Origin of the sequence: Geobacter sp., from assembly GCA_009684525.1 — a bacterium.
GTDB lineage: Bacteria > Desulfobacterota > Desulfuromonadia > Geobacterales > DSM-12255 > Geoanaerobacter.
On record WKKR01000001.1, the window covers coordinates 428300 to 440900 of the forward strand.

Annotated in this window: 14 protein-coding genes; 11 read left to right on the top strand and 3 right to left on the bottom strand. The window is 56.5% G+C overall.

Translation table 11 applies throughout. The features are described 5' to 3' along the window. Together GJT30_01945 and GJT30_01950 are read left to right on the top strand one after the other, a co-directional pair. Window positions 1-924, top strand: coding sequence for a dihydroorotate dehydrogenase (locus GJT30_01945; GenBank protein MSM38374.1), 924 nt, complete (start codon window positions 1-3; stop codon window positions 922-924). Continuing rightward, window positions 921-1988, top strand: coding sequence for a KamA family radical SAM protein (locus GJT30_01950; protein MSM38375.1), 1068 nt, complete (start codon window positions 921-923; stop codon window positions 1986-1988). The genes GJT30_01945 and GJT30_01950 overlap by 4 nt, the downstream gene beginning before the upstream one ends. Here the strand turns inward: GJT30_01950 and genX are convergent. The 3 genes from genX to infA all read right to left on the bottom strand — a co-directional run bounded on the left by genX (window position 1969) and on the right by infA (window position 3873). Continuing rightward, a complete protein-coding gene (gene genX, locus GJT30_01955) occupies window positions 1969-2892 on the bottom strand; it encodes an EF-P lysine aminoacylase GenX (protein ID MSM38376.1) in 924 nt (307 codons plus the stop codon). The two genes, GJT30_01950 and genX, sit on opposite strands and share 20 nt — an antisense overlap. Window position 2893: 1 nt before the next feature. Continuing rightward, window positions 2894-3457 (bottom strand): elongation factor P, encoded by a 564-nt coding sequence (gene efp / locus GJT30_01960; protein MSM38377.1) that lies wholly within the window; start codon window positions 3455-3457, stop codon window positions 2894-2896. Window positions 3458-3654: 197 nt separating this feature from the next. Then, entirely contained in the window at window positions 3655-3873 is a 219-nt protein-coding gene (gene infA / locus GJT30_01965; GenBank protein MSM38378.1) for a translation initiation factor IF-1, read from the bottom strand. Window positions 3874-4062: 189 nt separating this feature from the next. Between infA and GJT30_01970 the strand changes: the two genes are divergently transcribed. From GJT30_01970 to GJT30_02010, 9 genes are all read left to right on the top strand, one after another. Further along, the gene (locus GJT30_01970; GenBank protein MSM38379.1) at window positions 4063-4452 is read left to right on the top strand and encodes a hypothetical protein; all 390 of its coding nucleotides are present in this window, start codon (window positions 4063-4065) and stop codon (window positions 4450-4452) included. Next, window positions 4449-5771 carry a 23S rRNA (uracil(1939)-C(5))-methyltransferase RlmD gene (gene rlmD, locus GJT30_01975; protein ID MSM38380.1) on the top strand — a complete coding sequence of 441 codons (1323 nt, stop codon included), beginning with the start codon at window positions 4449-4451 and terminating at the stop codon, window positions 5769-5771. The genes GJT30_01970 and rlmD overlap by 4 nt, the downstream gene beginning before the upstream one ends. A 33-nt stretch (window positions 5772-5804) precedes the next feature. Further along, window positions 5805-6830, top strand: a complete 1026-nt coding sequence (locus GJT30_01980; protein ID MSM38381.1) for a tetratricopeptide repeat protein — start codon at window positions 5805-5807, stop codon at window positions 6828-6830. A gap of 45 nt (window positions 6831-6875) precedes the next feature. After that, window positions 6876-7154 (top strand): integration host factor subunit beta, encoded by a 279-nt coding sequence (locus tag GJT30_01985; GenBank protein ID MSM38382.1) that lies wholly within the window; start codon window positions 6876-6878, stop codon window positions 7152-7154. Between the two features lie 191 nt (window positions 7155-7345). Continuing rightward, window positions 7346-8857 carry an OmpA family protein gene (locus GJT30_01990; protein MSM38383.1) on the top strand — a complete coding sequence of 504 codons (1512 nt, stop codon included), beginning with the start codon at window positions 7346-7348 and terminating at the stop codon, window positions 8855-8857. Further along, window positions 8854-9291 (top strand): hypothetical protein, encoded by a 438-nt coding sequence (locus GJT30_01995; protein ID MSM38384.1) that lies wholly within the window; start codon window positions 8854-8856, stop codon window positions 9289-9291. Before GJT30_01990 ends, GJT30_01995 begins: the two co-directional genes overlap by 4 nt. 81 nt (window positions 9292-9372) lie before the next feature. Further along, complete coding sequence (locus GJT30_02000) at window positions 9373-10014, top strand: hypothetical protein (GenBank protein MSM38385.1); 642 nt, start codon at window positions 9373-9375, stop codon at window positions 10012-10014. Between the two features lie 12 nt (window positions 10015-10026). After that, a complete protein-coding gene (locus GJT30_02005) occupies window positions 10027-11679 on the top strand; it encodes a Na/Pi cotransporter family protein (protein ID MSM38386.1) in 1653 nt (550 codons plus the stop codon). Continuing rightward, window positions 11672-12598, top strand: coding sequence for an exopolyphosphatase (locus GJT30_02010; protein MSM38387.1), 927 nt, complete (start codon window positions 11672-11674; stop codon window positions 12596-12598). The genes GJT30_02005 and GJT30_02010 overlap by 8 nt, the downstream gene beginning before the upstream one ends. Window positions 12599-12601 lie beyond the last annotated feature (3 nt).

Genomic DNA, 12601 nt, shown 5'->3' on the forward strand with positions numbered 1-12601 from the left:
ATGACACATCCCAACCTCTCCGTCGACATTGCAGGCATCAAGCTGCGCAACCCAGTCATGACCGCATCCGGCACCTTTGGCTACGGCAGCGAATTCGCCCCGTACCTGGACCTGGAAAAGATCGGCGCCATCATCACCAAGGGGCTCTCCATCAAGCCCAAGGCTGGCAATCCGACCCCGCGCATCGTGGAGACTCCAGGGGGGATGCTCAATGCCATCGGGCTCCAGAACGTGGGGATCGACACGTTCATCGGCGAAAAAGTCCCCTATCTGCGTAAGATCTCCACACCGGTCATCGTCAACCTGTACGGCAACTCCCTCGAAGAGTACGGCGAACTGGCCAGCCGGCTGGATGGCATTGCCGAGGTGGCCGGGATCGAGGTGAACATCTCCTGCCCCAATGTCAAGCAGGGGGGGATCGTCTTCGGCACCGACCCAAAAGCCGCATTCGAGGTGGTGGACCTGGTGCGGAAGAATACCGGCAAGCCGATGATCGTCAAGCTCTCCCCCAATGTCACCGACGTCGTGGTCATGGCCAAGTCGTGCGTCGATGCCGGTGCCGATGCCCTGTCGCTCATCAATACCCTCACCGGCATGGCCATCGACCTGAAGAGCCGGCGCCCGATCCTCGCCAATATCACCGGCGGGCTTTCCGGGCCGGCCATCAAGCCCGTGGCGTTGCGCATGGTCTGGCAAGTGGCCAGGGCAGTAACGGTGCCGGTGATCGGCATCGGCGGCATCATGACTGCGGTTGATGCCCTGGAGTTCATCCTGGCCGGCGCCACCGCGGTGCAGATCGGGACCGCGAACTTCCTCGACCCCTCGGCTGCCGAGACCATTGCCGCCGGCATCGAGACCTACCTGGTTGAAAACGGTATCGCCGATATCCGGGAACTGATCGGGGCATTGAAGACCGACCGATGAACGGATGGCAGCGCAGTCTTGCCCAGAGCCTGACCTCGCCCCTTGAACTGGCAGAGCGATTCGCCATTGATCCGGAGCAGCTTGCCCCAGTCAGCGCCCGCTACCCCCTGCGGATCACCCCCCATTACCTTTCGCTTATCAAAGAGCCGGGCGATCCGATCTGGCTACAGGCCGTGCCTGACTCGAAGGAACTGGACGACCGGGCCGGCATACCCGATCCTCTTTGCGAAGAGAACCTGAGCCCGGTACCCGGGCTGATCCACCGTTATCCCGACCGGGTGGTTTGGCTCGTTTCCAATACTTGCGCAGTCTATTGCCGCTTCTGCATGCGCAAGCGCCAGGTCGGATGTGCGTGCCTGGCCCCGTCGGACACTGACATCGACGCGGCACTCCACTACATCGCTTCTTCTCCGGCCATTCGCGACGTGATCCTTTCGGGCGGCGATCCACTGCTCATGGAAGACGATCGGCTTGCCGACCTGCTTGAGCGCCTTCGCCGCATTCCCCACGTCGAGATCATCCGGATCGGCACAAGGGTGCCGGTTACCCTGCCGGAACGGATCACCCCGCGGTTCTGCCGCATGGTGCGAAGGTTCCACCCGCTCTATATCAACACCCACTTCAACCACCCGTGGGAGATTACCCCTGCGTCGGCACTGGCCTGTGCCAGGCTTGCCGATGCCGGTATACCGCTGGGAAACCAGACCGTGCTGCTCAAAGGGGTCAACGACGACCCAACGGTCATGCGAGAGTTGATGCTCGGCCTGCTCAGGATACGGGTGAAACCCTACTACATCCACCAGATAGACCTGGTCAGGGGGACATGCCACTTCAGGACGCCCGTTGCCACCGGCATTGCCGTCATGGAGGCGCTTCGTGGCCACGTCTCGGGGCTTGCAACACCTTATTACGTGATTGATCTGGCCGGGGGGGAGGGAAAGGTGCCGCTCTTGCCCGACTATGCAAGCCGGAACGGGGACCTGCTGAAGTTGCGGAACTACCGGGGGGAGATCGTCGAATACCGCGATGTGACAAACGGAGAGGTTACAACTCCTCGGGGGTAAAGGCGACGACAGCGTCGATGGACGCGGCATCGAGCAGCACCATCACCAGGCGGTCCAGGCCAAGGGCGATGCCGGCTGAGGGGGGCATGGAGGGGAGCGCTTCCAGGAAACGGGCCGGTTCGGGGTAGGGGATGCGCCCCTGCGACCTGCGGAACGTCTCTTCCTCGTCAAACCTACGCTTCTGCTCCACCGCATCGGTCAGCTCGGAAAAACCGTTGGCAAGTTCGATACCGGCGATATAGAGCTCGAACCTCTCCGCAACGGTCGGATCGGCTGCCTTGAGACTAGCGAGCGCAGCCCTTTTTGCCGGGTAATCGCAGAGCAGGGTCGGGGTCTCCATGCCGAGGTGCGGTTCGATGGCGGTCACCATCAGCTCGTCGAAGGTGTCTGCGGACAGTGCCTCTTCCATCGTGCAGCCGGCATGGCGCAGAAAGGCCTCACGCACGCTCAGCCTCTCCCAGGGGAGATCGAGAGCGATCTCCGCACCGTTCACGACCAGGAAAGACCGTTTTCCCACGCACGCCGCAGCACTCCGGATCAGCCCTTCGCAGTCTGCCATCAGGTCGGTGTAATCCCCACCCGCACGATACCATTCCAGCATGGTGAATTCGGGGATATGTAGCCTTCCCCGTTCGCCGTCCCGCCAGCAGCGGCATATCTGGAACAGCCGCTCGTATCCGCTCGCCAGGAGCCGCTTCATGCAAAGTTCCGGCGAGGTCTGCAGGAACCAGTCGCCGGACGGCACGGCATCGATATGGGATTCAGGGGCAGGGGCGGGAATGCGAAGGGGGGTCTCCACTTCGAGAAACCCCCCTCCATCGAAATACCGGCGAATGGCCTGCATGATGCGCGATCGCTCCATAAGAGCCGGTCTGCGCAGAGTCTGCTGCCATCCTGCGGTCATGCTACCCTTTGACCCGTGTGGAATACTCGCCGGAGCGGGTATCGATGACAATGGTTTCCCCCTCCTCGATGAACGGAGGGACGCGGAGGATATAACCGGTTTCCACCGTGGCGGGCTTGGAGTCGCTGCCGGAGGTGTCTCCCTTGACCCATGGGAGGGTTTCGATGACTTTCAGTTGGACGAAGTTGGGGAGGTCAACACCGATGGCCTTGTCCTTGAAGATGAGAATATCAACGGGGAGGTTGTCGATCAGGTAGTTCTTGGCATCGCCTACCGCCTCTTCGCTCATCCGGTACTGTTCGTAGTTCTGGTTGTCCATGAAGACGAAATGGTCGTCTTCCTTGTAGAGGAACTGCATCTTCCGGTCTTCCAGGCTGGCCGTCTCGAATGTTTCGCCGGAACGGTAGGTCCTGTCCAGGATGACGCCGGTAATCATGTTGCGCATCTTGGTACGATAGAGTGCCTGCCCCTTGCCCGGCTTGGTGAAATCAAAGGCGATCACCACGTATGGGTCGCCATCGAGGGTTATTTTCAGGCCTTTTTTGAGATCTGCGACAGTGTACATTGGGTTTATCCTCACTTGGGAAAATTGAACTATTCTCTATAGCCGAAATCGCCCCGTATGTGAAGAGAAATCTGGGAGTACGCAGAGGCAGAGCACCGGAAGTTCTCTGTGTTGCTGGAAAAAATGAGGGGGGAGGGAAGATCGCCCGACAGGGCAGGCGCCGCTGGAGTCAGCGGCTGCGAATGCGGCAGATCCGGCTATTTGACGCGGTACGTGATACGGCCCCTGGAAAGGTCGTAGGGGGAAAGCTCAACGGTCACCTTGTCGCCGGGAAGGATCTTGATGAAATATTTACGCATCTTGCCGGAGATATGGGCAAGGACAATGTGGTCATTTTCCAGCTTGACCCGAAACATGGCGTTCGGGAGCGGTTCAATGACGGTCCCTTCGACTTCAATGGCTTCTTCTTTGCTCATGGAGCACTCCTTGCCGGTGAATACTGGTATATGCCGGTGACGGCGAGGTTTACTCTACTAAGAATGCCTTAAAATTGCAAGCCGGAATTGATCGCCTACCTTCGGGTAGCACCTGGACCTGAAACCCGCTTTACACATTTTGGTAATCTGGTTAGAGTAGTATCTTTCATGAGTACGGAGGTAGGACATATGAGTGAAGTACTGCGCGAGGTAGCCCTGAACAACGGACTGCTCCTTCGTTTCACGGACTTGAGCCGCCATTACTACGGAGGCTACTTCCAGGCACGGGTCGAAGCCACCTGCACCATCGACCTGCAACCCGATTTTTTCGCCGACAAGGCAACGTACGAACATGCCGTCAGCACGCTCGGCCCGACGGTACTCTACAGAAAGGACATCGGTCAGATGGGGGTACGCGAGAAAGATCTGGTCGAAACCAGAAACGTTCTCATCGAAACATTTCTGGCAACGGCGTGCTCGTATCTCGATTCGGCAGCATTCCCTGCCGGCGTTGTCAGGAAAGAGCTGGAAACCCGGCTCAAGGCATCTCAACGAGGCAGAGGACCGGCCAGCCGATGAGACGCGAGATAGAACTGTGCATCGAAAAGATCGCCTTTGGCGGTGCAGGATTCGGCCATCTGGAGGGCAAGGCCTGTTTCATGCCGTTTGCGGCGCCCGGCGACCGGGTCAGAGGCCGGGTCATCAAGGAAAAGAGCTCCTATATCGAAGCAGAGCTTTTGAGCGTGATGGAGCCGTCGCCAGATCGCATCGAGCCGGTCTGCCCGGTTTTCGGCCAATGCGGCGGCTGCGCATTGCAGCACCTTTCCTACGCAAACCAGCTGCAGTGGAAGGAGCTATTGTTCGCGGAACAGCTCTGGCGATTTGCCCGGGTCGGGCGAGAGGCGTGTGCCCCGATCTTCGGCGCGGATTCCCCCTGGTCGTATCGGTCACGGGTCCAGATCAAGCTGCGCTGGATCGATAACCGGCTACTGATGGGTTTCTATCGCAGCGGCTCGCATTTTGTTATTCCGATCCCCGGATCGTGTGCCATTGCCCATCCACGCATCAATGACCTGATTGGCGAGTTACATCCGCTTCTCTCCCGTTCCCCTGAACCGGAACGGATTCCCCAGGTGGACTTGACCGTGAGCGATAGTGGCGAGAGCATTGTCATCGTCCATTACATCGGTCATGATTCGAAAAATATCGCCTCTTTTCTGGCCGATAACCTGGCAGAGTTCCCCTCGGCCGGGGGCATCTGGCTTCAGACCGGCAGAAAAGAGAGTCTGCAGCTCATTAAGGGAATCGACCAATTGACCTATTCCGTCCCGGCGGGGCTCACAACCGGCATGCCGCATCTGCTCATGGCGTTCAGCAGAGGGGGATTCAGCCAGGTCCACTACCAGCAGAACCTCAATCTTGTCAGGCTGACCATGGAAGGTGCCGGACTCTCCGGCCAAGAGCGGGTCCTGGACCTGTTTTGCGGCAACGGCAACCTTACCCTGCCGCTGGCATCCTCAGCCCGGAATGTTGTAGGGGTCGAGGAGTATGAGCCCTCCATTGCCGATGCCCGGAGAAATGCTGCTGACAATGGAGTCGGCAATGTCTCGTTTGTCTGTGCCGACGCAGATGCCGAAATCCGTCGTCTGATCCAGCTCGGGGAAACATTCGACGTCATCGTGCTGGACCCGCCGCGAAGCGGGGCGCTCCAGCTCATGCACCAGTTACCGCTCTTGCAGCCGCAACGGCTCGTCTATGTCTCATGCAATCCGGTCACGCTCGCCCGAGATGTGGCAATTCTTATGGAAAATGGCTTCCGTGTTGCAAAAGCAACCCCACTCGACATGTTTCCCCAATCATTCCACATAGAAAGTGTAACGCTGCTTGAGCGTTCCTGATTCCAGACATCCCACAACCAACCAAGGAGAAGAGTGATGCTGTTTAAATTGTTCAAAAAGGATTCCGGCCATTTCCAGGAACGAGGTGATCGCCTGTTCGCCGAAAATCGATTTGCCGAAGCTCGACATGAATATGAAGAGGCCCTGAACAGACTCAAGGAGGGGGCAACGGATGCAGCGGAGCAAAAAAGCTACCTGCAACAACAGTTGCGGGCAGCCGGCAACGAGCTTGCGAAACTCAACCTGGTTGAGGCCGAGCATGCCATGCACCTGGGAGACCCGCAAAAGGCGAAAGAGCATGTCGACTTGGCCTTGGGTCAGGCAGATGACGAAACAATCCGGGGAAATGCCCGGCAATTGTTGAGTCGGATGGTTCAGAAAGAACCCCAACCCCCTTCAATTACGATGAAAAACCATTCATGTAGCGGTTGTGGCTCTACCCATGATCAACTTCCGCAAGATGTTGAAGCACCGATTGATTTTCTCTCATTGAATGATCGTTTCGAGCTTCTCATCCACCCCCTGCCCGGCGACCTCCCTGATCGCTACCGTCAATTGGGAGAGGAATTTGCATATGCATATACGGCCGTTCATGATGGCCGGATCGCAGAAGGGTTGGAAATCTTTCATAAATTATCGGTTCAGGGCGAGAGCGACATCCTCAATTACGAGCTTGCGCTCATTACCTTCCAGGAGGGACGCTTCAAGGAATGCGAATCCCTGCTCAGGCGAGCTCTCAGTCTGAACCCGCAGAACGCACTTTGTCTCCTCACCCTGGTTCAACTGGTTATCGAGACGGGAAGGGTACCGGAAGCGGTGCCCATACTGGAGGGTATGATCGCCGATGGGCACCTGCCCGACCAGGCAAGCCTGATGCTTGCTGATGTCCTCTTGGCCCTCGGACAGAGCGATGCGGCTCTTGACCGATGCCTGCAGGCACTCGGTTATCCTTCTGCGGCTCGTGCAGCTGCGGAAAGGGCGATACCCATCCTCGAATCAATGGGCCGGGGAGGGGATGCCCAGGCACTTGCAAAGCGATATCTCAAAGGTTGTTGTTAAACTTGCAATGACCTTAATATTCACCCTGTTGAAAGGAGTGGTAGAATGAACAAGTCAGAACTGATTGAGGAGTTGGCAGCGCGAAAGGGGCTTTCCTACAAAAAGGCCGAAGAGATCGTCAATACCATTTTCGATGCCATGGCCGATGCCATGATGGACGGTGATCGTATTGAAATTCGCGGGTTTGGCAGTTTCGTTGTCAACAGCTACAAATCCTATACAGGGAGAAATCCGAAAACCGGTGAATCCATCGATGTGAAACCCAAAAAGCTTCCTTTCTTCAAAGTCGGCAAGGAACTCAAAGAGCGTGTCGCAAAAAGCTGACAGCGAAATAGCGACATATTAATCAAAAACTACGTCATATGGCTTAGCATTGTGGGTGGCGGAGGGGGGTGAAACTCCAGGACATCTGTTGGTGGAGCACGGATAATTATTAATTTTGCTTCAAAATGTGCCGATAATCTGTTATATATGCCCATGCCTTTTGTCTCGTGCCAAAGCATCCAATACCACACATGAATTATTTATCCGCATCGCTTTTCTTTTCAGTGGCGGCACTCGTGTCTGTCACCCCAGCCTTTGCAACGCCCACCCAAACAGGGCCTACAGGCCTCATTTCCGTGCCGACTGCAGAAACACTCGATATGGGAAATGTTGCCGTAGGCGTTTGGGGGAACCTGACGAAATCGAAAACCGATAAGGCTTTTGTTGTCCCCGCCGTCATTACTCTGGGGATCGGTTCTTTCTGGGAAGTTTACGGCACGTACCCAAATCTGCTGTTTAACGGGGAAGAAGATTCTTCCGACCGGAATACCGCTGACGTGGGGACCAAAATCCGTTTCTACGGTACGCGGAGCTCGAATTTCAAGGCAGCTGCCGATATCATGCTGCAGCGTCGGATTTCGGATAACCTCTATCGGGACGGTTCTACCGATTATGGCGGTCGCCTGTTCGTGACCTATAAGACGGAGAACTATGGGGTACACGCCTATAGCGGCTACATGAGCCGCAAGCTTATCGATGACGAGATTCTCTTCGGCGGCGGCGTGGAACTGGCGGTAACCCCACGATCGAGGGTAACTGCGGAGCTGTTCGGCAGTCGCTATCGCCAGAGCCTGCAGGATGACGGCCCCATGGAAGCGAACCTCGGCATCCAGTACCATCTCTCCCCCTATCTCACCTTTTCGCTTGCCGGTGGTGCCGGGCTGAGCGATCTCAGTCCTGACTGGCGATTCCTTTTCGGCATATCCACGTCTTCAGGGCTCGGAGCCTACATCAAGCCTGTGCCAAAGCTGGCCAGTGAGATCCTGGCCGAAGAGGAAGCCGCCAAAAAGGCCGACATCAAACCGGTAAAGATCATCCCTATTTCGCCCAAGCTTGTAAAGACACCTGCTCCTGCCGAACCGGTCAGCAAAATCGAGGTGCCCCTCGATGCTGATCGGGAAGAGGTCGTCATTCATACGTATGGGCAGATCATCCTTCCTCCCCAGGTATCACAGAGCCGTCCAGTGATTCCTCCGCCGGGGAGACCCGATGCAGCTCTCGGGAACGGGACCGTCACCGCGGAGAACCCGCCCACATACGGATTCGACCTCAAGGGCGAGATGCGCGAGTCCGCTGCGGCAACACCACCTCCGACCGAGGAGAGACTTGTTGCCTATCGCAAATTCCGCTTCCCTGATGTTGTGGGGTACTTCCAACAAGGGCGGTCTGAACTCACCGTCGAGGCAAAGAGACTGCTGGCCGGGGTTGCCGATCAGATCCGCTCCGACAAGACCTGGGCATATCTCCGGATAGATGGCTATACCGATGGCGTTGGTTCGCAAAAGTACAACGCAGACCTTTCGCTGCGTCGGGCCATCGAAGTCGCCAGTTATCTGATTACACGCGAGGGGGTAGACCCCGGTCGCATCTTCGTGCGGGGGATGGGAAACGCCAAGCAGATTGCGGACAATGCAACCGAGCCGGGCCGCAGAATGAACCGGCGTTTCGAGATACTCTTCATAAAACGTGGGGATAAGGAATGAGGCCGTTTGCATGCGTACTGCTGTCTTTTTTGCTGTCGCTCGTCACGGTTTCCCTCTGGGCTGCAGAAGACGCGGATTCAAATCTGCCACGCGGCGCCGAACTGGTAGGCGTGGCGCATGCTGAAGGGGCGGACCAGCCGCTGGACCAGTTGATGAGGGGTGAACTCGACTCGCTTGTCCCCAGACTCCGGCAGCTCCCGGCTGATTCCCCGATCCTGATCGAAGCTCATTTCCCGGCCCAGAAGGGACGGGGCAAGGAAGACCACATCAAAAGGGCCTATGCCCTTGCCGAGCAGGCGCAACAGTACCTTTCCGGCAGGCACAATCTGCGCTTCGAGTACTATATATCCGTCTGGGAAAATGGCGGCGCTAGCCCCGCTGATCGACCCAAAGTCAGGTTTTCAACCTATCCGCTCGATTTTTTCGATAACTGACGGTTCATCATCCAATGGATTCTGTTTACCTGCCGATCTGGTATCATAAAGTAGTTTTCAGATCGATTTCGGGAGGGATCAATGATCATCAGATACTTAGCGATTTTCGTATCAGTCTTGCTCGTGGCCGGATGTTCTTCGTTTCAGGTGATCCCGGAACCGGTGGCAAATGGAATCGTCAACGACAAGGAAAAGTCCCAGACCATAAACCGCGATAACATCTCGATTACCGTCAGGAGCGGCGATGCCGAGATACTATCCTACAATCTCGAAGGATCTGTCGCCTCGTTCAAGGTTGTCGTAGATAACCAGACAGACCATGAGCTCGCTATCGGCGCCGATTCATTTCTCCTCAAGGATAATGATGGCATGCAGTATTCGTCCCTGACACCGGAAAAGGTCAAGGATATCGTGGCAAAAAATACCTATTACCTGATTCCCTATCCCTATGTCGGGTTCTATTATCTTGAAGATTATGAAAGAGCCTCGTTTCAGAACCGTTTTACCACAGATCGTCCCTATTTCTACGAGTTGTACCCCCAGGATATCTACACCAAGGCGCTCCCTGTCGGTGTCATTATCCCCAAGGCCAAAGTTGCCGGACTCCTTTACTTCCGCATCGATCTTCAGGGAAAGAAAGAGGTCAGCCTCCTTTTCTACAAGAAAGGGACGTCAAAATCGGCCCCAGCTGATTTCGTTTTTCCATTCAAGATCTTAAAATAACCGGAGAATCCCATGTCTTACGCATCCCTCTGGGAGGCGCTCGGGGGGCTGGGTCTGTTCATCCTTGGCATGAAATCCATGTCCGAGGGGCTCCAGAGACTTGCCGGCGAAGGTATTCGCCGCTTTCTGGAGAGACTGGCCAGTACTCGTCTCAGTTCCGCATTTGTCGGCAGTTGCCTTTCAGCATCCCTGCAATCGAGCAGTGCAGCGGCAATCCTTTTGGTGGGGTTCGTCAATGCCGGACTTGTCTCGCTGTACCAGGCGCTTGGGGTCATGCTCGGCACCGGTATCGGCACCACCCTTGCCGTCCAGTTCATTGCCTTCAAGGTGTCCATTGCCTCCCAGCCGCTGATCTTTGTCGGGGCAATCCTCAAGTTCTTCTGCCGCAGACGGCGCTGGGTATATGCCGGGGAAATGCTTCTCGGCGCCGGTCTCGTCTTTCTGGGTTTACACACGATGGAGATGGGGTTCGTCCCCTTGACGGAACGGGCTATCGGCTTTGGTATAGGTGATTCCCATTTCCCCTGGCGCATTGCCGCGATACTTCTCGGGGCGCTCTTTGCTTTCATGCTGCAATCCGGAAGCGCTGCCGTCGGCATCGTTATCGCCATGACCGGAAGCGGTCTGGTGAAATACGACTATGGCTTTCACATGGTGATCGGTGAAGTGCTGGGAACCACGGCAATCGCAGCCATCGCCACTATCAGCGGGACTCTTGCCGCCAAGCGAATGGTGGTCATCTATTTTCTCATCAATATCGCCGCCATAATCCTGGTGCTGCTCTTTCCCCAGTCCTTCCAGAATCTGGTCCATTACATCACCCCAGGTGTTTCCGATACCGCAGCGCCTGCAGCAGCTGGCGCTGCGGCGCGCCTGCTCGCCAACAGCCATACCCTCTTCAGTGTCCTGAGCATAGTCCTGTTCCTGCCCCCCCTCGGGTTCTTCGTCAGATCGGCCAAGGTCATCCTGCCGGGGAGGGAAAAAGGTCTGGAATTCGAAGCGAACTGCAAGTTCATCGACGATCGGGTCATCAATACGCCATCCCTTGCCATGCTGCAGCTCAGAAACGAATTGCGCCGAATGTCGGATATCGCTGCCTCCATGTATGATGACGTGGTGGAACAGTTTTTCCGATTCGATGCAAAACGGACACTGCGCATCAACAAAAAGGAAGAGGCCCTGGACGTGCTCCAGCGGGAGATCTCCGGTTTTCTGGCAAAACTTTCCCGCCAACCCCTGTCTACTGAAATGGCTCTGGGCATCCCCGCAATATTGAGCACGGTGAATACCCTGGAGCATATGGGCGATCAGAACGAAGTAATCATCAAATGCCTGATCAAGAAAAAGGAAAACAAGGTCATTTTCTCCAGCACGGCGCTTGCCGAGTTGAAAAATCTGGCAGTACGCATCGGGGATCTTGTTCACCTGGCGCTCGGTTCACCCGAAGACGTCAATGAAACGATACTTACCGATGCGAGGGCTCTTAAGGATGAAATCGACCGGCTGCAGGAGGTCATGCATGCAAATCATGTGCAGCGGCTTACTGACGGGAAATGTACGGTAATGGCAGGCGTGGTCTTCAGCGACATTATTGCAGCCTTTGACAAGGTTGCGGAATACGCCTTCAGCATCATCAAGCTCGGAAGGGGCAGTGAACATGCTTGAGCCTGTTGCGGCCATCGACCTTGGCACTAATACCGCCCGTCTGCTCATCGGGACGTGCGAAGAGGGGAGGGTTCTTCCACATACCGTCGTGCGGCGGATCACGAGGCTCGGTGGTGGCTTCAGCCGTGAGACGGGGATCTCACCGGAAGCGCGGGAAAGGACTCTGACCGCGCTTGCAGAATTCAGCCGCGAGCTCAGGCAGCATGACGTGCTGCGCATCAGGGCAGTTGCCACGAGCGCCGTTCGCGACGCAGTCAATGGTGCGGAGTTTTGTCGCCAGGTAATGGAGTCCACCGGGATAACCCTGGAGGTGATCGATGGTCAGAACGAGGGGATGTTGACCCTGCAGGGTGTTCTTGCCGGTCTGGACCCGATTCCGCAACATATTGCGGTGTTCGATGTGGGGGGAGGCAGCACCGAATACACTATCGCCCGGAACAGGGAACTGCTCTTTTCCCGGAGTCTCCCGATCGGCGTGGTACGGCTCACCGAAGGCAAGTCTACGATAGACGCCATGAACGACAAGATCGGACGAGAACTACGCTCCCTGAAAGAGGCGTTGATGCAGGAAGGACTGTTACCGCTGGCAGAGGGAGCCAGAGTGGTGGGGACAGCGGGAACGGCCACCACCCTGGCAGCAATCAGCATGGGGATGCTCGATTACGATTATCGGAAGGTCAACAATTACACCATCCAGCGTGGCGAGATAGAAACCATATTACGCCGGCTGCTCCCGCTGACGCCTGCGGAGCGTCTTCAGGTTCCGGGCATGGAACCGGGGCGGGAGGACCTGATCATCGCCGGGACACTCGTTACTCTCAAAAGTCTGGAACTGTTCGGCAGCCAAACCCTCACGGTCTCCGACTTCGGGCTGCTGGAAGGGGTACTTCTCTCGGCCTGGGAAAAGTACCGACCGTAACAG

Coding starts and splice junctions, on each gene's coding strand:
- GJT30_01995 (MSM38384.1), top strand. CDS start 8,854: ATGAGGCCGTTTGCATGCGTACTGCTGTCTTTTTTGCTGTCGCTCGTC.
- genX (MSM38376.1), bottom strand. CDS start 2,892: ATGACCGCAGGATGGCAGCAGACTCTGCGCAGACCGGCTCTTATGGAG.
- rlmD (MSM38380.1), top strand. CDS start 4,449: ATGAGACGCGAGATAGAACTGTGCATCGAAAAGATCGCCTTTGGCGGT.
- infA (MSM38378.1), bottom strand. CDS start 3,873: ATGAGCAAAGAAGAAGCCATTGAAGTCGAAGGGACCGTCATTGAACCG.
- GJT30_02005 (MSM38386.1), top strand. CDS start 10,027: ATGTCTTACGCATCCCTCTGGGAGGCGCTCGGGGGGCTGGGTCTGTTC.
- GJT30_01950 (MSM38375.1), top strand. CDS start 921: ATGAACGGATGGCAGCGCAGTCTTGCCCAGAGCCTGACCTCGCCCCTT.
- efp (MSM38377.1), bottom strand. CDS start 3,457: ATGTACACTGTCGCAGATCTCAAAAAAGGCCTGAAAATAACCCTCGAT.
- GJT30_01990 (MSM38383.1), top strand. CDS start 7,346: ATGAATTATTTATCCGCATCGCTTTTCTTTTCAGTGGCGGCACTCGTG.
- GJT30_01945 (MSM38374.1), top strand. CDS start 1: ATGACACATCCCAACCTCTCCGTCGACATTGCAGGCATCAAGCTGCGC.
- GJT30_02010 (MSM38387.1), top strand. CDS start 11,672: ATGCTTGAGCCTGTTGCGGCCATCGACCTTGGCACTAATACCGCCCGT.
- GJT30_01970 (MSM38379.1), top strand. CDS start 4,063: ATGAGTGAAGTACTGCGCGAGGTAGCCCTGAACAACGGACTGCTCCTT.
- GJT30_02000 (MSM38385.1), top strand. CDS start 9,373: ATGATCATCAGATACTTAGCGATTTTCGTATCAGTCTTGCTCGTGGCC.
- GJT30_01985 (MSM38382.1), top strand. CDS start 6,876: ATGAACAAGTCAGAACTGATTGAGGAGTTGGCAGCGCGAAAGGGGCTT.